This window comes from Microcoleus sp. B4-D4 (genome assembly GCF_036705185.1).
Taxonomy (GTDB): domain Bacteria; phylum Cyanobacteriota; class Cyanobacteriia; order Cyanobacteriales; family Microcoleaceae; genus Microcoleus.
In genome coordinates this window covers 278044-299210 of the sequence record NZ_JAUBTX010000003.1, presented here as the reverse complement: position 1 = coordinate 299210, position 21167 = coordinate 278044, and the positions used below count along the sequence as shown (strand labels likewise).

Below are 21167 nucleotides of genomic sequence, written 5' to 3'. Positions count from 1 at the left end.
TTCAACCTGCGGAGGCAGGTTTTGTCTTTGTAGAAGCGGTTTCAACCGCCGTCTTATCTCTTATCTCAAATAAACACGCTAGGATTAACATTAAAAAATTCTCCTAGCGCCTTAGCTTGCGCCTTGCTAATCGCCCGTTTTCCATTAACTACCTCAGAGACTACTCCTTTGGAACCAATCACACCCACTAAATCGGCTTGTTTGAGTTCGCGAATTTCGATGAAATGCAATAGAACATCCTGGGGAGTCACTTCTGGATTTGGGTAATATTTTGATTCGTATTCTTCGATCAACAGCCCCCAGAGACTCAGTAAAGTTTCTTCTTCTAGTGTTAATTCTTCCTTAGACATCAGAAAATCGACTTCTGCGAGGGCAATATCGTTATCTTCTTCGTTCAGGATTGGCTTAGGCTGAGATTTTGCCAAAAGTTGACCGTAAGCTGTTTTTTCAATTGTGATGCTCATTTCTCATTCCTTTGCTTGCTTACTTAGACAGGGTTCTCAAATAGAAGGTGGGTGTTTGTTTCTAGGCATCATGATTTTAACCTTTGAACTAAATGTTTTGAATTCATTGAATACATCAGGGACTTTGTAACCATCCTCCAATATATAGTTAGTGGGAATTAACCTATTGTTTGTTTAACTTCATCTTCATCATTCCACTAGATTTTGTTATATTCGGCATGGGTTAAAAACTTTTTAAAATATATAATTCTGGCTGTATAGTTGATTTTTACGATTAATCTATACTGATTGCCTTTAATATTAAATATGGTATATCCACAGACTCGATCGACCGATTTGGAATATGCCTGTCGAATCTCTTCTAGTGATTCCCAATCGTTATCTTTGATAGCTTTGCGCCAAAGTGCGATCGCAGCCTTGGCATCGTCGGGGTAGGGTTCGATCGCACTCAGAAGATTTTTCCGAGAAATTAGTCTCATCAGAAAAATGGGTAGAAACCCCGTGTTTTTAGCACGGCTTTACATCTATTTAAATCTCCTCGCGGGGTGGAGGGGTATGGTTGCCCCTCCGATGAGGTATGGTTGCCTCAAACTCCCATTTCTGGGTAAAGTTAGCTTGTCGGTCAAGGTTTTAAGAGCTTTTTAGACTTGCAGCACTGTTTCTGTTACCTTAAAACTGTTTAACTGCAAATGACAGAGCGGAAAACTAGCTACGCATTCAAGGAGTGTCGTGGCTCAAAAAACGTAGTCAGTTAAGACTTAGGCTGGTCAGAATGGCTTTTGAGATTTCTCTTTCAAGCCTCATGCCGTCAGGGCTGAGGTTCCTGACTCGGGTACCGTTTTTACACGACACCTTTATGTTCTCACAACGAGAACTTGCTGTCAAGTCTCTACTCTAATTTTGCCAAAAGAGCCTTTTGCCCGATCGAGCTCTTTGACATTTACACAAAATTGGTGTACACTTAGCCGGTTGCGATCGCCAATGGTAAGATCGGCTCAAGCTAAATATCTTTTTAAAGTGCGCTGGGCGCAAAGTAATTTCATGGTATATTCTGGAACTGTTTGCTGGCTTCGCTTCACTGCCCGGATGACGATCGGGGCGATCGCACTTTTGACCCTGTTGCAACCGCTCCAAGCCCAAGCACAACAACCTTCTCGGCCAGATAACCAACAGCAAGTCGATCCCGCCGACGACCCCACAGACCCCAACAACCTCCGCCCTCTGACCCAAGACAGCAGCCTGCTGAGCGTTGCCGGAGGTCAGCGCTTGATGACAGAAGCCAGCGGTGCTATTTCCAGTCAAAATTATACTGTCGCCGCTCAAAAGCTCCAAGAATCCCGCCAAATTTTCAATCAACTATCCAACTTCTACCAACAACTCAGCAGCAGTTTTGCTGGAATTGACATCCGCTTGGCCGACAGCAACCGCACCAAAGCTGTGGAAACAGCCCAAATGCGGGACGAAGCTACCTACCGGCTGGCTTTGGTACACCGGGCGCAAAACAAGCCGGAACTGGCTGTCCCCTTACTGATTCAGATTATTCGATCGCAGCAGCCAACTCGCGACTTGGGCAAAAAAGCTTACCAGCAGTTACTAGAATTGGGTTTTGTGGATGCGCCCTATCCGCGGCCTGCTGCAAATCAACCGCGATCGTCTAACAAATAGTTCCACTAAAATACTCAATACAGCCCTTTATCACAAATACCAATGGTTACACCGTCTCAAGTAGCAGAAATGATTAAGGCAGAATTGCCCGACGCTAAGATACAAGTTGACGATTTGACCGGCGGCGGCGACCACTACCAGGCGAGAGTAGTCTCTGCCGCCTTTGAAGGCAAAAGTCGAGTAAAGCAGCACCAACTGGTTTACGGCGCTCTCAAACAGGCAATGGCTAGTGAAGCTATCCACGCTTTGGCCTTGGAAACCTTAACTCCTGCAGAATGGGCAGCGAAAAGTCCAGTGGCTTAATTGTTGAGCTGCTCTCTGGAAATCACAAGTTTGCGCTTGTGTCAAGAGTTGCTAGAGAAACAATTGGAAACCAAAGAAACCAGTTTTGTTAACCGGAATCTATGGTTTTAACGAGAAATTTTCTCCAAAAACCAGGTTTCTGCGCCCTGAGAAACAACTGTCAACGTTTAAAAAAATTCAAACAATATTAGGAGCTACCATGACTACAGCACAGGAAAGAATTGACGGCTTGGTTAAGGAAAACAAAATCATGGTGTTTATGAAGGGCAATAAATTAATGCCCCAGTGCGGTTTTTCTAATACCGTGGTGCAAATTCTAAATACTTTGGGAGTGCCTTACGAAACTGTAGATGTGTTAGCAGACCAGGAAATTCGTCAAGGCGTTAAAGAGTATTCCAACTGGCCGACAATTCCCCAAGTTTATATCAACGGCGAGTTTCTTGGCGGCTCGGATATTATGATCGAGATGTATCAAAAGGGCGAATTGCAAGAAATTGTAGAAGTTGCTTTGGCTTCTTAAAATTAGACAAAACAAACATATCCCCGACTTATTAAATAAGTCGGGGATATAAGCTGTCACGCATTTAAATTGCCTATTCAGAGCGGGCGGGACACCCCACAAGACTTTGATTTTTTTTTGACATTCAATTTAAATGCTGCAACGGCTTAACAGCGATCGGGTTTGACGTTGAACTAGGTTGATTTACCGCAGAAGCAAGTTCGGCAACGGATTCGTAAGGGCGGATGTAACGGATATAAGGGATGTAACGGAGATCGGCAAGAAGGAATAAGGAAGAAGGAAGAAATAACAAACAACCAATTCCCGATGCCCAATTCCCGATGCCCAATTCCCAAATAATCCAGGGTTTATCAAACCGAATTTACTATTTAATAGTAGTCTGCTTCAGTTTGTGTCTGTGTCTGTGGCATTTCAAAATTTGACGGATCGTGAATGTAACGCGCTGCTTCTTCCTCTAATCTGTGAATCAGATAGGGTTCCAGGCTGTTACAATGTCGCAGGGCTGCGAGGTAGCCATCTAAGTAAAGGCGCAACTCATCGAAACGATAACCTCTATTCCACATTTCGACGAGGGCGTCGGTGAGTTTTTGGTAGTGCCGGATTGTTTGGGTATCTTGTAGCATGGTGTGAGTTAGAAATCCTTTGTGGTGTATAATGACGGCGGGATTTAGGAATAGCCTCGATGGCTGGGCTTGTTGCTCAGAACAGAGGCAATTGCTAAATAAAAGTTTTTACCCTGCTCAACAGGCTACCCTCCATAAAAAATTTCACTCGCTGCAATGCAGTGGCTGGACTTTTTTGCGCGCACCTAAATAATTCGCTGCGCGTTTAGTAGAGTCGGGATGTTGGTGAATTTGATGAGCGCACTGGGTGAGTGTTCCGGCTACCGAGCGAACGGTTGGAGGAATTTTAGTTTCTGTTGCGCGATTTGTCAACCTCCTAGCACTAGGGGCCCTGTCGCGGGGTTCGGTAAAAGCAGGTGGTTGGGGCATAGGGTCGATCGGCTGTAGGCTGTCTTATTTTTATTGTAAACTCATCGCCAGAATGATTTAACCTTTCTGCGGGCTGACGATCCCAACTTGACAAAATCTTTAAAATTCATACTATCGGTTTGTTCGCCTCTATAAATAGAGCTAAGGCTTGAGTAGCGATGGTTACAAAACCTTGACAAAAGCTCTGTTAACCTGGTAGCCATTAGTGATAAGGGAAGCTCGCCGCTGTGGGATCTGTAAGTATTTCGATTGTTGAAGGAAATCCGCACCTGCGATCGCTCTTGGGCTGGCATTTACAGCAAGTCGGTCACTGGGTGCACCAGTCGGCGGATATCAGTCACGCTAGGGAAATATTTTTCAGCCGTCAGCCAACCCTAGTCATTCTGGATGCCCAATTGCCCGATGGGGACGGTTTAGAATTTTGTCGCTGGCTGGGGAAGCAGCAGCAATCGCTGATTTTGATGCTGTCGGCGCGGAATACGGAAGCGGATATTGTGGAAGGTTTGAAGTCGGGGGCTGACGATTACCTGACTAAACCGTTTGGGATGCAAGAGTTTATGGCCAGGGTGGAGGCTCTGATGCGCCGCAACCGCACGATGATACCGCCGGCGATGCTGGAATGCGGGCTGCTAAAAATTGATTTGGTGCAGCGCCGAGTCAGATTGTACGAGGAAAACATCGAGCTGACTCCTCAAGAATTCAGCCTGCTGTACGTGCTAGCTCAAGCTGGCGGAGTGCCGCTGTCGCGATCGGATTTGTTGCGCCGGGCCTGGCCTGATGCTATTGACAACCCCCGGACGATCGACACTCACGTACTCTCTTTGCGTAAAAAAATCGAAATCGACCCGCGACAACCGAGCCTAATTCAAACTGTGCGAAATGTCGGCTACCGGCTAAATCTGGAGTTTTTGAATACAAATCAATCCCATTCACCAGCGCCCGGAGCGATGATTTCTGAGACTATTGTCAGCCGATAAATCTGATTTTAGGTTAGGAATTGATTGGCGATCGCATCTGTTTTCGCCGCCATGATAAAATCATTGCGGTGCAATCCAGAAATCGCGTGAGTCCACCAACTAACGGTAACTTTCCCCCACTCGGTTAACAGCGCCGGGTGATGTCCTTCAGTTTCTGCGGCTTCGGCGACGCTGTTTGTAAAGGCGATCGCACTTTTGAAATCCGGGAATTTGTAGGTGCGTTCTAACTGGGGAACGCCATTTTTTTCGATGAAATTCCACTCAGGAATTTGAGGTTTTAGTTGGACAATTTCGTAAGCTGTGACGCGGGGAGAGTTTCGGCGGCAGGCGGCACAGCGTTCTTTTGCTAAAGGTTCCATAAATGGCTTGTTAGCGAGAAGATGCTAAAACATATTATAGACATTTTCTAATCTGAATGACTTAGAACAGGGCAACAGTCCGTTAAGAGTTACGTAGACATTGTGATGGAAATCGTTCATAAAACAGATGAGCAATCCTTGTAGCTGAACTTTTCGTCTATCATTCCACCGCACAAGCTCAGTATTTGCGGTTGTCCTATATGGATGCTTGTCAATAGATTCTAGTACACTTTGCCCAGGATCGATCGGTGCTTCGCTTTTACGCGCACTAAGGTTTTTTGAATTTCTCCGGTTCGCTTGGCAAGTTCGTTTACTTTGTGGTTGCGGAGGACAAAGTTTTTGGCCTAAATGTGTTGAGTTGAACTATTTGTTAGCAGAAGCATTCCCAGTTTTAAAGTTTCTAGTCGCAGCAAGTAGCTGGATGGAACGAAACCAGCAAAGGAGGCAGAGGCGATCGCTGGAATGACCAGAAATGATAAGATTTTTTTCACTTGAGGTACTCAAATGCGATTTTGAGGATAGACTTTACTACAGCGATACTTTTTTGTCAAGTGAATAAGACTTACCCACAGGTGGCCACACTGGTTAAATTATGAAAAATCCTCAAAGTTTAGAAGATTTACAAGATGTTATAGAATCTCAAAATTTGGCGTTTCTGTTGGGCAATTACAGGAAAGCATATTTTTTAATTAAGTATAGTTTGAATGATTATCTCAAAAGATGGGGATACTGGACTTTACTCCAAGAGTTGTACGAAAAAATATTACCTCATGTTGACGAGCGCGAGCGTTATTATTGTTTAAAAACTATAGGTGCAATTAATCTAAATTTTGGGAATTGGGATTTAGCAAAAAAATATTTGAAAGAGGCGTTATCAATATCACAAGAAGAAGATAATCAGAGTGGTATTGCTACTTCATTAGGGATGTTGGGATATATAGAAAAACGTCGTGGCAAATGGGATGAAGCACAGAGACTTTTCCGGCAATCTTTGGAAATGATGACAGAATTGGGCGATCGCTCGGGCATGGCAACTTCTTGGAGATTGTTGGGAGGTATAGAGGGATCTCGCGGCAAATGGGATGAAGCACAGAGACTTTTCCGGCAATCTTTGGAAATGATGACAGAATTGGGCGATCGATCGGGGATGGCATCTTCTTGGGCATCGTTGGGAAATATCGAGCGAAATCGTGGCAATTGGGATGAAGCACAAAGACTTTACCGGCAATCTTTGGAAGTTCAAACAGAATTGGGCGATCGCTCGGGTATGGCATCTTCTTGGGGATTGTTGGGAGGTATAGAAAAATGTCGTGGCAAATGGGATGAAGCTGAAAAACTCTACCGACAATGTTTGGAAATTAAAACAGAATTGGGTGATCGCTCGGGCATGGCATCTTCTTGGGCATCGGTGGGAGATCTCGAACGAAATCGTGGCAATTGGGATGAAGCAGAGAGACTTTACCGGCAATCTTTGGCATTGAGAACAGAATTGGGCGATCGCTCGGGTATGGCATCTTCTTGGGGAGTGTTGGGAGATATCGAGCGAAATCGTGGCAATTGGGATGAAGCGGAGAAACTTTATCGGCAATGTTTGGCATTGACGACAGAATTGGGCGATCGCCAAGGGATAGCAATGTCGATCGCTTGTCTCGGAGACAATGAGCTCGGTAGAGGCAATCTAGATACAGCAGAACAACTGTTAACAGAAGCTTTAGGAAAAATGCAAAAACTGGAGATGACTTGGCATATTGCCGAAGTTAACTACGATTTAGCACGACTTGAGCGAAAGCGCGGCAACACAGAAGTTGCTCAACAACATTACGATACAGCACATCAAATTTTTCAAGAATTGGGAGCCGCCAAGGATTTGGAGAAAATCGATCGAGAATGGCACAGCACCGATTAGAACAGGGATATGGGATTGAAGGAGGCGATCTTTGTTAACAACAAACACGTCAAACATTCAGTCCGGCAGGGGTTTCAACCCCTGCCGGACTTCGGGATAATGAAACAGGCCTGGGGGGTTAGGCGGCATCTGGGGCTTAGGCAATATCAACCGATCGCCTTTTTAATCAAATCCAACTTACCCTTATAGGGAGCATACCGCCATTTCAAATCCAGCCAAAAAGACTTTTGCAGCACGCTTTTGTAATGCGAAAAAGTATCAAAACTTGCTTTCCCGTGATAACTTCCAATCCCGCTGTCGCCAACTCCCCCAAAAGGCAAAGTTGTCACTCCCACTTGCATTACCGTGTCGTTAATACAAAGTCCACCTGATGAAGTTTCGCGCAAAACTCGCTGTTGTTTCTCTTTATCCTTCGAGAACAAATACAAAGCTAACGGTTTGGGGCGGGCGTTGATTTGGGCGATCGCCTCCCCAAAATCATCATACTCCAAAACTGGCAAAATCGGCCCAAAAATCTCATCTTGCATCACCGGCGAATCCCAGGAAACCTTGTCAATTACCGTAGGCGAAATATATCTATCTTCGGCGTTACTTTTGCCGCCCGCGACAATTTCCCCATCTTTGATAAACTCTACCAAACGTTTTAAATGATGCTGATTGATAATTCGCGAATAGTCCGGGCTTTGCTGAGGATCTTCGCCGTAAAATTCGTGAAGCGCTGTTTTAATTGCTGACATCAAATCCGGTTTTATTTTTTTGTCAACTAACAGGTAATCTGGAGCGATACAAGTTTGACCGGCATTGATAAATTTGCCCCAAGCAATGCGTTTTGCGGTGTATTCAATCTGAATATCTGAGTCTACAATGCAAGGACTTTTGCCGCCCAATTCTAATGTTACAGGTGTCAAGTGTTTGGCGGCAGCTTCCATAACTATTTTACCGATTTTTGTGCCTCCGGTAAAGAAGATGTGGTCGAATTTTTCGGCTAATAATTGTTTGCTGATTTCTACGCCTCCTTCGACGGCTGCTACGTAGGCGGGATCGAAGGTTTTTGAAATCATATCCGCGACAACTTCGGAGGTGTGCGAGGCGATTTCTGAAGGTTTGAGGATGGCGCAGTTGCCGGCGGCGATCGCCCCGACTAAAGGTGATATCATGAGCTGAAATGGGTAATTCCAAGGCCCGACGATCAAAACTACGCCTAAAGGTTCAGGGTAAATGCGGGCTGATGCGGGGAATTGGTCGATCGAAGTTGGCACTTTTTTCGGTTTTACCCAAGATTTCAGGTTTTTGATGGCATAATTAACTTCGGCAATGGATGCGATTTCAAAATAAGCCTCAAACTCCGGTCGATTCAAGTCTGCCTTGACAGCAGCGACTATTCGTGATTGATTGAGTTCGATCGCACTTTTGAGATGTTTGAGTTGTTCAATCCGAAAATCCACATCTTTAGTTTTTCCAGTCGCAAAAAATTGTCGCTGCTGGCGGATAATATCGCTGACACTCAATAGCATATTTTCTCCTGTATCTATATATATAAATGTTACAATAAAAAAATGAAAATATCAAAAAGCCATTTTTTATCTTCCTGTTTATCATTACTTTGCTTGTTTGCAGTCACAAGCTGCAATTCTAGTTCTCAAAAACAAATTGTTATTTGTTCCAAAGACTTTACAGAACAAGTCATCCTAGCAGAAATTTTAGCTATTCACATCGAAACCAAAACAGATATCAAAGTAGAACGCAAACTCAACCTCGGAGGCTCGCTTTGCCATCAATCCCTAGCAACGGGTAAAATTGACTTGTACGTCGAATATACTGGTACGGGTTTTACCAACATTCTCAAACAAAAGCCAATTTCTGACTCCCAAAAAGTCCTCGATTACCTCAAACAAGAATATCCCAAACAGTTTCAAGCAGAATTGACTGAACCGCTGGGATTTAATAACAGTTTTGCGATTATTATGCGGGGAGATGATTCCAAAAAACTTAACTTGCAAACTCTCTCGCAACTAGGAAAAGCTGCACCAAAATTGCGCGCGGGTTTCGGCCCGGAATTCAAAGAGAGAGAAGATGGATTTCCCGGATTAGCTAAAACTTACGGGATTAAATTTGCCGAAGAACCGAAGGAGTTGCTGTTAGGATTGCTTTATCAAGCGCTGCAACAAAAAGAAGTAGATGTGATTGCCGGTAATACGACGGATGGTTTGATTCAAAGTTTGGGTTTAGTAGTCCTGAAAGATGACAAAAACTATTTTCCGCCCTACGAAGCTGTTCCGATTGTGCGATCGCAAATTTTGGAAAAATACCCAGAATTGCGTCCAGTGCTAGCAGAGTTGGGCGGCAAAATCTCGGAGGAAGATATGCGGAAACTCAACTATCAAGTTGATGGAAAACAGGAGGATGCCGCCCAAGTGGCGCGGCAGTTTTTGCAGCAAAAGTTGGGCGACTCAAAGCCTGCGACTCCCGCGAAATAAAGGGTTTCATTCTTCTGTCTGTTTGCTGGAGAGTATTGTGATTAGGTATACTATGAGTTAGACTCATATAAATAAATGAAGGTATAAAGCTATGACAACTGTCAAAACTGCTATCTCATTGCCAGCATCTCTATTTGAACAAGCCGAAATATTAGCTGGCGAAATGCAAATTTCGCAGAGTTTTTTGATCGAAATAGCGCTTGAAGAATTTATCCGCCGCCGCGAAAATCAACAACTGTTAGAAAAAATTAATGCTGCTTGCGAAGCACCTCTTTCTGAAGAAGAACAAGTTTTGCTTCGCAAGATGAGTCGATCTCATCGCAGGCTGGTGGAAGGGGAATGGTAATAAATCAAGGTGATATTTTTTGGATTGAACTTGATGAGCCTTCAGGTTCAGAACCCGGTTATGTCCATCCCCATGTAATCATTCAAAACAATTTATTCAATCGTTCCCGCATTAATACAGTTGTTGTTTGTGTGCTTACTTCAAATCTCAGACGGGCGAATTCACCAGGAAATGTCCTGTTAGAAGCAGGAGAAGCTGATTTACCAGAACAGAGTGTTGTTAACGTCTCGCAGATTTTGACTATCAGTAAATCTCAGTTAGGTGAGAAAATTGGCACACTCTCTACCGAGCGAATTCGTCAAATTCTTGATGGAATTAGACTGGTATTTGAACCTCATGAACCTGAGTAACACTTTTCTTAGCCTTTGAAAATTCATGGGGTTCAACCTCTCCTCAGCTAGCGATCGGGTGCGAACAGCGCACCCTACAATACAGTTAGACTCTCCTTTTAAGTTCCTTCGCTCAGCCGCCGCAAATTCAAAATATCGCTCATTTTTTTAATTTGCATACAAGTCCGCTCGAACTGTTCTTTATCCTGGATGTCCATGCACAAGTCAATTAATGCGGGGAATCCGGGATAGGTTTTGACTTGGGCGCTGCGGACGTTGACTTTGTTGTCTTTTAAATGCGATAAAACATCGTTGAGAACTCCGACTCGATCTAGGGCTTCAACTTGAATATTTACCGGATAAGTATTGGGGCGAGATTCGTTGCGGTTGCTGGAATTCCAACTCACGGGAACTAATTTATCTCCCGGTACGTTTTCAACATTGGAACAACCTTGGCGGTGAATGGAAATGCCGCGAGTGCGAGTCACTACTCCAATAATTGATTCGCCGGGAATGGGACAACAACAGCCTGCTATATGGTAAAGCAATCCTTCTACACCTGCGATCGGCGATTTGCTCGGAGACGAACTCGGTACGGGTTTTGGTGCTGTCGATACAGGTATTAGCAGGGGGATTTCCTGGGTTCCTCCGGGAGCAGATTCTATTTTTTGCTGCACTTTGACTAAATCTCGCAGGCGATTTACTACGAGATTTAGGGTGACTTCGCCGTAGCCCAAACCGGCGATTAAGTCTTCGACGCTGTGGTAGTTGCAGCGCTGAGCTACTGATTGCATTGGTTCGGATTTCAGCAAGGATTCTAAGCCGTTTTTGCCTAATTCTTTTTCTAGCAATTCCCGCCCGCGAGCGAGGTTTTCATCTCGGTGCGATCGCTTCAACCACTGGCGAATGCGGTTTTTTGCTCCGTTTGTCTTGACAAAATTCAGCCAGTCGGAGCTGGGATGGCCGTTTTTTTGGTTCAAGATTTCTACAATATCGCCGTTCTTTAAAACCTTGTCTAGTGTCACCATCCGCCCGTTGACTCTCGCACCGGTGCAGCGATTGCCAATTTCTGTGTGAATGCGGTAAGCAAAATCTACGGGTGTTGAGCCGGTGTTGAGTGAAATCACGTCTCCGTTGGGAGTAAAAACGTAGATATCTTCGTCGAATAAGTTGTCTTTAATACTTTGTAAATATTCGCGATCGTCTTTGAGGTCGCTTTGCCATTCTAGGAGTTGTCGCAGCCAAGTAAATTTTTCGTCGTCGCCGGTGACTGCGGTGCTAGAACCGCCGGTTTCTTTGTATTTCCAGTGGGCGGCAATGCCGTATTCTGCAATGTGGTGCATTGCTACTGTGCGAATTTGTACTTCGATGGGGCGGCCACTGGTGCCGATGACTCCGGTGTGCAAGGATTGATAGCGGTTGGCTTTTGGTAAACCGATATAATCTTTAAATCGACCGGGGATCGGGCGGAATGAATCGTGGACGATCGCCAATGCGCGATAACAGTCATCGTTGCTTTCTACTATGATCCGCACCGCAGCAATATCGTACACTTGCTTAAACCCTTTTTGGCGGCGCTGCATCTTCCCGTAAATCCCGTACAAATGTTTGGGACGGCCGCTAACCTCATAGCATTTAATGCCTAAATTGTCAAGCCTTTCACGCAAACTATCTGTCACTTCTGCGAGTTGAGTTTCTCGATCGCCCCGCTTCTCGGCCACCAATTCCTGAATTTCGCGATAAGCATCCGGTTCCAGGTATTTAAACGCTAAATCTTCCAATTCCCACTTAAAGCGCCCGATACCCAAACGGTTCGCCAAGGGAGCAAAAATATCTCGGGTTTCTAGGGCAATACTGCGCTGCTTTTCTTCGGACAAATGCTCCAAAGTCCTCATGTTGTGCAGTCTGTCTGCTAGTTTGACGACAATCACGCGAATATCTTTAGCCATTGCTAGAAACATTCGGCGGAAATTTTCAGCAAGGCGCTCTGTTTTGCTGGAAAAATTAAATTTAGAAAGTTTGGTGACACCTTCGACTAATTGTCGCACTTCTGCGCCGAACCGCTGTTCTATTTCTTCGAGAGTAATATCTGTATCTTCAACAATATCGTGGAGAAAACCGGCGGCAATCATGACGTTGTTGCCGCCCATATATCGGAGTATCCCAGCTACAGCTACGGGATGGCAAATGTAAGGTTCTCCCGATTTGCGGTATTGTCCTTCGTGCAAGTCGCGGGCAAATTCAAAGGCCCGACAAATTAAACTGTTGTCAGTCGAGCAATTGGCGTTAGGGGCCGCATCAGTCTGCGATTGACCATTCAGGCATTCTTGCAGCCAATCGGGAACGACGGCAGGATCTATCGAAGGAGAGGCAGTGAGAGTGTTTGCGTTCATCGGGTACACCTTTAAAAATTAGAAATACAAATGGTTAAAAGTCAGCGTTCGGTTGAATTTCCGAAATTATGTGTGTAGCAATACTAAACTAATTGAATGCCACAATTGGCAATTCTCAAAAATCATCGATTTTTGTCTTAACTATATCGATTTAATTTTGAGTTTTCCCCCCCCCTCGCAGGTAGGAAAATATATTGACTCCACTGTCGCGGATGCGATCGGTCGATCGGGTAAAATAAGCATATTTTGGCGGCAGCAGTTGAGGTCAGTCTATTGGGGCATTCAAGATTTGAGATTTGAGATTGACTTTACAGATGCAATCTGGGATCTCGAACAAAAGTCTACAATTTGAGGATTGACCATGACGCGGGAGTCGGGGGCGCGGTACCTGTTGTTGGAGGTAGCGGGCGATCGGCATTCACAGGCAACGCTAAACTAAAAGCACGAGCTAGACCGATCGAGTCACGCTGACAGCGTGATGAAATTTTCTCAACAAACAGGGAATTGCTGCAAAAATGCACGGCTTCCCTTAATATGAGCAAAGCTTAAGCAACAATCTACTTTGATTATAAAGAAAAATTTGTTTACAAAATCATGATATTGTCCGAAGACCGCCGCCAGTGCTACCAAGAATTACAGCAAGCACTCGAACAGCTACAAAGAACTGCTGCACAGGAAAATCTCGATCGGGCTGCGCTGGCTGCAGAATACACAAAAGTGCAACAATTTTTCGGAAACCAGATTATGAAAGCTAACAGCGGTGAGTTATACGCCTCAGAAACGCCTCCAGAGCAGTCCTATTTGACGGAAATTCACAAGCAACTGCGGTTATTGAGGACAGATGTCACGTTTTTGCAGGCTGCGAAGCAGCCAGCGACAGCACAGGCGAGGCAAACTGCGGCTGCTGAGCGACTAAACACGCTAATTGGCTACTGCGGTGCGCTGCTGCAAAAAAATTCTGGTTCTGAGCGGGCCCGCCCGGATGCAGAATTAATAACTGAATAAACAGGGAATTGAGAAGGCAAGGAGAAATCAAGTGGTGGAATGTCCAAAATGTAAACATCCCAACTTAGAAGGCGGCACCCTAGCCGGCCGAATGTCGGTGCAGTGGTGTCCCAACTGTTACGGTATCTGGATTCCAGGCAGAGAATACGAAGCTTGGCAGAAAGAGCAGAGCCAGTGGTACAACAAATCCCAGAAGCCAGAGGCGACAGGCACTCTCGGCATAGAATTCACGCCGTCTCCCTACGACAGCAAAGCAGCCCTGTGTCCCGAAGACGGTCATTATTTGTCGCGGGCAAAAGTTCCCTTCAGCAGAGTGCCCTTTTACATAGAGCGCTGTATGCTGTGCGGGGGAATTTGGTGCGATAACGGCGAGTGGGATATTCTCGAAAGTCTGGGATTCCACACCGAGATTGACAAGATGTTTTCTCCCAATTGGCAAGCCAAGGCCCGCGTCCAAGAACTCGCATCTCGGGAACGTCAAGTGCTCACAGATAAGCTAGGCCCGGATATTGCCGGATATGTGTTGGAACTGGCGGAAGTTTTAGCAGACCATCCGCACGTTGATTGTGCGGCTACTTATATACTGCGGAGAGCTGAGTTGAAGCGAAGGGAAATTTAGTCTGTTGACGGTTGGCAGTTGGCAGTTGGCAGTTGGCAGTTGGCAGTTGGCCGTTGGCAGTTGGCAGTTGGCAGTTGGCAGTTGGCCGTTGGCAGTTGGCAGTTGGCAGTTGGCAGTTGGCAGTTGGCCGTTGGCAGTTGGCAGTTGGCAGTATTCATTAGTTATTAGTTATTAGTTAGATACTGACTAATGGCTAATGACTAACTACTGACTGCTGACAAATAATAACTAATATCATGTTTGCTCAATTATCATTAAAAATGTTTGTAGTAAGTATAGATTTCTCCCGTCACCCGACAGATGATTCTGTGTTTTCACTACAAAGGATTAACGATTGAAAATTATATGACTGGACATGATATACCCAGTAACCAACAGCTAATAACAACGACCAACAACTAATAACAATAGCCAACAACCAATAACCAGTAACTAACACCTAATAACGAATAACCAATAACAATAGCCAACAACCAATAACCAGTAACTAACACCTAATAACGAATAACCAATAACGAATAACCAATAACCAATAACCAATAACCAATAACCAATAACTAATAACCAATAACTAATAACTAATAACTAAGGACTAATGACTAATGACTAATGACTATTCTTTGTTTTCCATTGAAAATCTGCGAGTAGCTTATCCTCAGCGGCGGGGCCAATCCGGTTGGGCGGTTGACGGCGTTTCTCTGAGGCTGGAAGCAGGGGAAAAACTGGGATTGGTTGGGGAGTCTGGGTGCGGTAAGTCAACTTTGGGAAGGGCGGCGATGCGGTTGCTACCGGATTCGACGCAGATTGAGGGGCGGGTTGATTTTGCTGGAGAGTCGGTGTTTGAGATGGATGCTTCGCGGCTGAGACGGTTTCGGGGCGAAGCTGTGGCGTTGATTTTTCAAGATCCGATGACTCGTCTCGATCCTTTGATGACTGTCGGGGAACACTGTATCGAGACTTTGCAGGCCCACAGACCGAATTTGGATCGCAAGCAGGCTAAGCAACGGGCGATCGAGATTTTGGAAGCTGTGAAAATTCCCGCCTCTCGCTGGTCGCAATTTCCCCACGAATTTAGTGGCGGAATGCGGCAAAGAGTAGCGATTGCTTTGGCTCTTTTGCTCGATCCGAAGTTAATTGTGGCGGACGAACCGACGACGAGTTTGGATGTAACTGTCGCCGCTCAGATTATGCAGGAATTAACCAGACTTTGCGCGGAACGGGGAACGGCTATTTTGCTAATTTCTCACGATTTGGCGATGGTAGCTGAGTATTGCGATCGCATTGCGGTGATGTACGGCGGCAAAGTCGTGGAAACTGGGCCGGTGCTGGATGTTTTTGAACGCCCGCAACATGAATATACTCGATCGCTCCTGAAAGCAGCTTTGCACATTCAGAAGGAAGAAGGAAGTTCGGCAACGGATTCTGTAACGGATTTAACGGATGTAACGGATAGAGGGGAGAAGGAAAATTATCGGCTTAATAAGTCCGAGTCAAATTTACCTCTTTTGACTGTTACAAATTTGCAGCAGCACTACAGTTTAGAAAGCAATTTATTAGAGCAGTTATTTTCCCGGAAACAGCAGGTAATTAAAGCCGTAGATGGCGTTAGTTTAGAGCTAGAACGGGGAGAAATCTTGGGGCTGGTAGGGGAGTCAGGCTGCGGCAAAAGTACGTTGTCGCGCACGATTTTGCGCTTGATTCCTCCGACTGGTGGTAAGGTAGAATTTCAAGGAATAGATATCACTGCTCTGAGTAACGATGCTGTCAGGAAGCACCGCCGCCAAATGCAAATGATATTTCAAGACCCCCACGCTTGTTTGAATCCGATGATGACTGTCGGGCAAAGTATTGCTGACCCTTTGTTGATTCACAAATTAGCTAAGGGAGAGGAAGCTAAAAAACAAGTAATCCAAATGTTAGAGCGGGTGGGTTTGACTCCTGGGGAGGATTTCTTTCGCCGCTATCCGGGGGAACTCTCAGGCGGACAACAGCAGCGGGTTTCGATCGCCCGCGCTTTGATTACTCGGCCGCAACTGATTATTTGCGACGAACCAGTGAGTATGCTGGATGCTAGCGTGCAGACTCAAGTATTAGAGCTGATGTTGGAGTTGAAACAGGAATTTAATTTGACTTATCTGTTTATTACCCATGATTTGTGGGTGGCGAGATTTTTTTGCGATCGCATTGCGGTAATGAATGCCGGAAAAATTGTGGAAATCGGCAAGACTAGGGAGATTTTTACTAATCCGCAGCACCCTTATACTCAGCAGTTATTGCAAGCAGCTCCTTTATTGGCTCGGACTCAATAAACCAATCTAAAATTGGGGAAATTTGATATCAGCCACCAGCTTCTAGATGGATTTCGGAAATTTCTGATTAAATTGGTTAAAGTGAAGGGATACTTTTCAAATCATCCCACGGACACCAAGCACTATATGGCAGAATCTGACCTAGGCAGTTTTGCGGTGGCTCCCGAAGCCTCACTCGCAATCGCAGAGGATGAGGACACCGAGATCGATCGTCCGACGGTAACTCGATCGTCAGCATACAACAACTGGTCTGCCGACGATCCCGTGGGAGCTTTGTTCAAAGAAATGTCTCGCTATCCTCTACTGACTGCCACCGAAGAGGTGGAGTTAGCTCGTCGCGTTCAAGAATTGGTAGCCCTTCTGGAAGTAGAAGAGCGTTTAAAACAGGAATTGGAAAGAGAGCCAACAAAAGCTGAACTCGCTGCAGCTTTGGGGGTGAGCGAAAGTCAACTGCAACAACTTCGCCACCAGTGTCAGTCGGCGAAACGGAAAATGATCAGCTCGAATTTGCGGTTGGTGGTTTCGATTGCGAAACGCTATCTCAACCGGGGCGTGCCTTTTCTAGATTTAATTCAAGAAGGAGCTTTAGGTTTGAATCGAGCCGCCGAAAAGTTCGATCCTGAGAAGGGTTACAAATTTTCTACCTATGCCTATTGGTGGATTCGCCAAGGAATTACTCGGACAATTGCCAATCAAGGGCGGACTATTCGCTTGCCGGTTCACATTGTCGAACAGTTAAATAAACTCAAAAGAGTTTATCGGGATTTAAGGCGTTCTCTTCAACGAAATCCTACGGAAACTGAAGTTGCTAGAGAAATGGAAGTTACTGCTGAACAGCTTCGTTACCTCCAGCAAGTACGCCGGCAATCTTTGTCACTCAACCACCGCATTGGTACGGAAGAAAGTTCGGAACTTTTGGATGTTCTGGAAGATAGCGCGACGCAATCTCCAGAAGCTCAGATGAATGAGATGATGATGCGCCAAGATATTTTGGAGGTGTTGGACAGTATTTTGACTGAACGGGAAAAAGAGATTGTGGCGATGCGTTACGGTTTGATAACCGGCGAACCTTATACTTTAGAAGAAGTCAGCAGTTTGTTCAATTTGTCCCGCGAACGAGTCCGTCAAATTCAAAATAAGGCAATGCGAAAGTTGCGCCGCCCTCAAGTGACGGAACGATTGAAGGGCTGGTTGAAATGAGCTAAAAAATATTGAATTGGCCTTTTTTAAAGTCTTAAATATCGAGTGTATGGTTAACTGGTTAACCAGTTAACGGGCAGGAGCCTGGTAATATCGTTTCCGAGAGCATCGGAATTATATATTTTAATCATTGATAGTGCGAGCGGGGATGCTGATAGTGCGATCGGGGACGCTCGCACTATATAATTCCGATGCTACCGGATTTGATATAACGACTAGAAAAACAGTTAGTAGTGTGGACTTTCGTCCGCTCTTGGGTGGCAGACTAAAGTCCACACTACTAACCAATTTTAAAGCGGTCAATTGACCGGACATGATATGACCAATGACTAAGGACTACTGACTAATGACTACTGACTACTGACTACTGACTACTGACTACTGACTACTGACTACTGACTACTGCTATATTTTTAATTGTTGATTGTCGCTTACTACTTAATTGATTTATGTCTGATGAGGTGATTTTGCGTCCAGCTACCCGCGCAGATGTGCCGGTGCTGTTTGATTTGATTAAGGCTTTGGCTGAATACGAAAAATTATCTCATGCCGTTACTGGTAATGCGGTTGATTTGGAAAATCATTTGTTTGGCGCGAGACCTTTTGCAGAAGCGATTCTCGCAGAGTCGGAAAATCGTGTTGTGGGTTGGGCGCTGTTTTTTTATAATTATTCTACTTTTTTGACTCAGCCGGGGATTTATTTGGAAGATTTGTTTGTGCTTCCTGAGTTTCGAGGGCGGGGAATTGGCAAGTCTTTGATTGTTTATTTGGCGCGGTTGACAGTTGAAAGAAACTGCGGGCGTTTGGAGTGGAGTGTGTTGGATTGGAATGAATTGGCGATCGGATTTTACAAGGGTATTGGTGCTGATGTGATGCCCGAATGGCGGATTTGCCGGGTTGCGGGGGAGTCTTTGGCGAGTTTGGCCTCGAAGTAATTCGATCGGCGGGCGATCGTCCTCCGACTCTCAGAAACCGGGTTTTTTGGGGGCTTTACGGCCTGCAACCTCTGTATTTTCGCGAACAACCCGGTTTCGACACACTGCGTCAATTCTCAGAAACCGGGTTTTTGTGGGCTCTGCGGTTGAGAAGGAAATATTTTCGCGAAAAACCCGGTTTCGCGGCCCCCCTGTTTTGTAAGGTAAATCCCAGTCAATAATTGCCAAAAATATAGGAAAATTTAAATAAAAGTAGATTTAGATTGAGAGAGCAGATCGTGATTATTTGGGTAAACGAGCAAATCGATCCGTCGGGCATTCTTTATTCTTGCATTGCTTGTTGCGATGAGACTCAAGCAAAGGAATGTCACGAATCTTTTGAGCAGAATTTGACGGCAGATCAAAAGCAGCAGGGCTGGGTTGCTACCTTGCGGACTGTTAGTTCTTGGGATGAGGTGCCTGTTAATGCTTTGAAATTGAATTGATCGACGCAAGTCATCAGCAGCTTTAGTTTCGCCCTGTTTCGGTTCATCGCAACTGTAGGAAAACGTTGCACGTCTGTTCGTCTAAGGCAAGATAACTCGATCGCACATTTGTCAAGTTAACAGAAGTCTAGTTTTTTGAATTTGAAGCTAAAAGCCTGCAATCGTTGGGGGCTGGGAGTCGATCGTACCCGATGGTTGCCGGAATTGGGGCGGGAATTTGGGATCGCCGGAGTGCTGCAGGCATCCTAGGACAAAAAAGTCTGCTTCGGGCGATCCTCTTCGTTGGCGCAGCCCCCGTAGAGGCGGGTTCCGCTAACGACAAATCGCATTTTTCAAACTGATTTTAGGATTAAAATTAATAGATAAAGGCATTTCAAATTGTCAAATTAATTTTTTATGATTGAGACCTTATTTCATGCTTATACGCCTCTAGTTATCTGGACGGGCTTGGGACTGCTGCTGTTTAAGTACATCCCAGTTGATTTTCCTAAGCTGCTAAGCCGCTTTCTTTTCTGGATCGGGATACCGCTGCAAATTCTAGTTTTAGCCCGTCAGAGCGATTTTTCCGGTGCTGTGGTATTCACACCGGCGATCGCCATATTCGTGTTATTTCTGAGTACGAGTTTAGCTTGGTTGACTTGGCTGTTATTGTGGCGGCTGAGTGCTGCCCACGTCAAAAAGCCATATTTTCAAGGCAAAAATTCTCGACTCAATTTATTTTTATTAAATGTAAATTCCCGGAAGCGATCGAGCCAAGGCAGTTTTATCCTAGCTGCCATGCTAGCAAATACAGGCTTTGTCGGATTAGCAATCACCCCCGCTATCATCAGCAGCGATAACAACAACTGGGCGGTCTTGTACAGCGTCACTAACAACGTGATCGGAACCTACGGTTTCGGTGTATTTATTGCTAGCTATTTCGGAAATTCCGAGCAAAAAAAACACTGGTGGACTCAGCTCCGGGACGTGTTGACAGTTCCCGCCCTGTGGGCATTTTTAATTGGTTTTTTCACCAGAAACATCCCCCTGTCCGAAACAGTGGAATCGGGATTGCAGGTAGCAGTTTGGGTGGTAATTGCCAGTGCTTTGCTCCTGGTTGGTATCCGTTTGAGATCGATTAAAACATGGCAAAGTTTTGAACTAGCGTTAATCCCGTCGCTGTTAAAAGTGGTAATTGTGCCGGTGCTGATCGGATTGGGTGCTAGTTTTTTTGGATTGAGCGGCGATCCGAGGTTGGTGTTGGTGTTGATGTCGGGAACGCCCACAGCTCTTTCGGTGCTGATTTTAGCAGAAATATACGATCTCGATCGCGATTTGTTAGCTAGCAGCATCGCCCTCACTTCCCTCGGTTTGCTGTTGATGCTGCCGCTGTGGCTTGCTTCGTTTAGTTGAAGTTGTTGCAAGACTTTTGAGAATTGGTATAACATAGAAATAACTTCAAAGACGTTACAGGCATGACAACTATATCCAACGAACAAACAGCGATTATCCGTACAGAAAGAGGACTGACGGTCGCAGGTACGCGCATCACTATCTACGACATCATGGACTATGTGACTGCTCAATATCCGCCTAAGTTTATTAGGGGATTGTTTGACCTTACAGAAGCACAAATTAACGCCGCTTTAGCTTACATTGAGCAAAATCGCGCTGATGTTGAAGCTGAGTATCAAATGGTGCTTAAAGAAGCTGAGGAACTCCGGCTGTACTATGAAGAAAAAAATCGCGATCTGATTGCCAGAATTGCCGCCCAACCACCAAGACCAAGAACGGAAGCTGCATGGCAAAAACTTCGAGCCGCGAAGGCAAAACTTGATGCTAAAGCGTGATTTTTTTGATCGATAGTAATCTCAACGGACACGCTATAATTTTCTTTGGCTCTA

At 45.3% G+C, this 21167-nt stretch carries 26 protein-coding genes; 19 read left to right on the top strand and 7 right to left on the bottom strand.

Annotated elements, in window-relative coordinates:
* Window positions 1–65 precede the first annotated feature (65 nt).
* Window positions 66–464 carry a helix-turn-helix domain-containing protein gene (locus QUB13_RS04560; RefSeq protein ID WP_333093052.1) on the bottom strand — a complete coding sequence of 133 codons (399 nt, stop codon included), beginning with the start codon at window positions 462–464 and terminating at the stop codon, window positions 66–68.
* 197 nt (window positions 465–661) lie between these two features.
* Window positions 662–943 (bottom strand): type II toxin-antitoxin system HigB family toxin, encoded by a 282-nt coding sequence (locus tag QUB13_RS04555; protein WP_333379337.1) that lies wholly within the window; start codon window positions 941–943, stop codon window positions 662–664.
* 562 nt (window positions 944–1505) lie between these two features.
* On the opposite strand from QUB13_RS04555, the gene QUB13_RS04550 reads away from it, so the two are divergent.
* The 3 genes from QUB13_RS04550 (at window position 1506) to grxD (ending at window position 2952) form a co-directional block, all read left to right on the top strand.
* The gene (locus QUB13_RS04550; protein WP_333379334.1) at window positions 1506–2129 is read left to right on the top strand and encodes a hypothetical protein; all 624 of its coding nucleotides are present in this window, start codon (window positions 1506–1508) and stop codon (window positions 2127–2129) included.
* Between the two features lie 42 nt (window positions 2130–2171).
* The gene (locus QUB13_RS04545; RefSeq protein WP_194010483.1) at window positions 2172–2432 is read left to right on the top strand and encodes a BolA family protein; all 261 of its coding nucleotides are present in this window, start codon (window positions 2172–2174) and stop codon (window positions 2430–2432) included.
* Between the two features lie 199 nt (window positions 2433–2631).
* Window positions 2632–2952 (top strand): Grx4 family monothiol glutaredoxin, encoded by a 321-nt coding sequence (grxD, locus tag QUB13_RS04540; RefSeq protein ID WP_333379332.1) that lies wholly within the window; start codon window positions 2632–2634, stop codon window positions 2950–2952.
* A 368-nt stretch (window positions 2953–3320) separates the two neighbouring features.
* Here the strand turns inward: grxD and QUB13_RS04535 are convergent, their stop codons facing one another.
* Window positions 3321–3575: a DUF6761 family protein gene (locus QUB13_RS04535; RefSeq protein ID WP_194010481.1), complete on the bottom strand. Its 255-nt coding sequence runs from the start codon at window positions 3573–3575 to the stop codon at window positions 3321–3323.
* A 596-nt stretch (window positions 3576–4171) separates the two neighbouring features.
* On the opposite strand from QUB13_RS04535, the gene QUB13_RS04530 reads away from it, so the two are divergent.
* Entirely contained in the window at window positions 4172–4921 is a 750-nt protein-coding gene (locus tag QUB13_RS04530) for a response regulator transcription factor (protein ID WP_333379330.1), read from the top strand.
* 8 nt (window positions 4922–4929) lie between these two features.
* Here the strand turns inward: QUB13_RS04530 and QUB13_RS04525 are convergent, their stop codons facing one another.
* Entirely contained in the window at window positions 4930–5280 is a 351-nt protein-coding gene (locus QUB13_RS04525) for a 4a-hydroxytetrahydrobiopterin dehydratase (protein WP_333379328.1), read from the bottom strand.
* Between the two features lie 344 nt (window positions 5281–5624).
* A complete protein-coding gene (locus QUB13_RS04520; protein WP_333118599.1) occupies window positions 5625–5771 on the bottom strand; it encodes a hypothetical protein in 147 nt (48 codons plus the stop codon).
* 101 nt (window positions 5772–5872) lie between these two features.
* Here QUB13_RS04520 and QUB13_RS04515 point away from each other — a divergent pair, with 101 nt between their 5' ends.
* Window positions 5873–7186, top strand: a complete 1314-nt coding sequence (locus tag QUB13_RS04515) for a tetratricopeptide repeat protein (RefSeq protein WP_333379326.1) — start codon at window positions 5873–5875, stop codon at window positions 7184–7186.
* 146 nt (window positions 7187–7332) lie between these two features.
* On the opposite strand, the gene QUB13_RS04510 is transcribed toward QUB13_RS04515, so the two are convergent.
* Window positions 7333–8700 (bottom strand): aldehyde dehydrogenase, encoded by a 1368-nt coding sequence (locus QUB13_RS04510; protein ID WP_333379324.1) that lies wholly within the window; start codon window positions 8698–8700, stop codon window positions 7333–7335.
* 42 nt (window positions 8701–8742) lie between these two features.
* Here QUB13_RS04510 and QUB13_RS04505 point away from each other — a divergent pair, with 42 nt between their 5' ends.
* From QUB13_RS04505 to QUB13_RS04495, 3 genes are all read left to right on the top strand, one after another.
* Window positions 8743–9663 (top strand): glycine betaine ABC transporter substrate-binding protein, encoded by a 921-nt coding sequence (locus tag QUB13_RS04505; protein ID WP_333379322.1) that lies wholly within the window; start codon window positions 8743–8745, stop codon window positions 9661–9663.
* Between the two features lie 91 nt (window positions 9664–9754).
* Complete coding sequence (locus tag QUB13_RS04500) at window positions 9755–10009, top strand: hypothetical protein (RefSeq protein WP_333194782.1); 255 nt, start codon at window positions 9755–9757, stop codon at window positions 10007–10009.
* Window positions 10003–10359, top strand: coding sequence for a type II toxin-antitoxin system PemK/MazF family toxin (locus tag QUB13_RS04495; protein ID WP_333379319.1), 357 nt, complete (start codon window positions 10003–10005; stop codon window positions 10357–10359). Before QUB13_RS04500 ends, QUB13_RS04495 begins: the two co-directional genes overlap by 7 nt.
* Window positions 10360–10457: 98 nt before the next feature.
* Here the strand turns inward: QUB13_RS04495 and QUB13_RS04490 are convergent, their stop codons facing one another.
* A complete protein-coding gene (locus QUB13_RS04490; protein ID WP_333379317.1) occupies window positions 10458–12731 on the bottom strand; it encodes a RelA/SpoT family protein in 2274 nt (757 codons plus the stop codon).
* A gap of 70 nt (window positions 12732–12801) precedes the next feature.
* Between QUB13_RS04490 and QUB13_RS04485 the strand changes: the two genes are divergently transcribed.
* From QUB13_RS04485 to QUB13_RS04435, 11 genes are all read left to right on the top strand, one after another.
* On the top strand, window positions 12802–13083 hold the full coding sequence (locus QUB13_RS04485; RefSeq protein ID WP_333093041.1) for a hypothetical protein: 282 nt from the start codon (window positions 12802–12804) through the stop codon (window positions 13081–13083).
* 242 nt (window positions 13084–13325) lie between these two features.
* Entirely contained in the window at window positions 13326–13736 is a 411-nt protein-coding gene (gene patD, locus QUB13_RS04480) for a heterocyst frequency control protein PatD (protein ID WP_333379314.1), read from the top strand.
* A 31-nt stretch (window positions 13737–13767) separates the two neighbouring features.
* Window positions 13768–14355 (top strand): TFIIB-type zinc ribbon-containing protein, encoded by a 588-nt coding sequence (locus QUB13_RS04475; protein ID WP_333093040.1) that lies wholly within the window; start codon window positions 13768–13770, stop codon window positions 14353–14355.
* 4 nt (window positions 14356–14359) lie between these two features.
* The gene (locus tag QUB13_RS04470; RefSeq protein WP_333379312.1) at window positions 14360–14530 is read left to right on the top strand and encodes a hypothetical protein; all 171 of its coding nucleotides are present in this window, start codon (window positions 14360–14362) and stop codon (window positions 14528–14530) included.
* A gap of 427 nt (window positions 14531–14957) precedes the next feature.
* Window positions 14958–16664 (top strand): ABC transporter ATP-binding protein, encoded by a 1707-nt coding sequence (locus QUB13_RS04465; protein WP_333379310.1) that lies wholly within the window; start codon window positions 14958–14960, stop codon window positions 16662–16664.
* A 126-nt stretch (window positions 16665–16790) separates the two neighbouring features.
* Entirely contained in the window at window positions 16791–17864 is a 1074-nt protein-coding gene (locus tag QUB13_RS04460; protein ID WP_194010470.1) for an RNA polymerase sigma factor, RpoD/SigA family, read from the top strand.
* 449 nt (window positions 17865–18313) lie between these two features.
* Entirely contained in the window at window positions 18314–18799 is a 486-nt protein-coding gene (locus QUB13_RS04455) for a GNAT family N-acetyltransferase (protein ID WP_194067756.1), read from the top strand.
* Window positions 18745–19020, top strand: coding sequence for a hypothetical protein (locus tag QUB13_RS04450; RefSeq protein ID WP_333379381.1), 276 nt, complete (start codon window positions 18745–18747; stop codon window positions 19018–19020). The genes QUB13_RS04455 and QUB13_RS04450 overlap by 55 nt, the downstream gene beginning before the upstream one ends.
* 57 nt (window positions 19021–19077) lie before the next feature.
* On the top strand, window positions 19078–19284 hold the full coding sequence (locus tag QUB13_RS04445) for a glycogen debranching protein (protein ID WP_194061524.1): 207 nt from the start codon (window positions 19078–19080) through the stop codon (window positions 19282–19284).
* Window positions 19285–19680: 396 nt separating this feature from the next.
* Complete coding sequence (locus tag QUB13_RS04440) at window positions 19681–20676, top strand: AEC family transporter (protein WP_333379307.1); 996 nt, start codon at window positions 19681–19683, stop codon at window positions 20674–20676.
* A gap of 62 nt (window positions 20677–20738) precedes the next feature.
* Entirely contained in the window at window positions 20739–21113 is a 375-nt protein-coding gene (locus tag QUB13_RS04435; protein WP_333379305.1) for a DUF433 domain-containing protein, read from the top strand.
* Window positions 21114–21167: the final 54 nt, after the last annotated feature.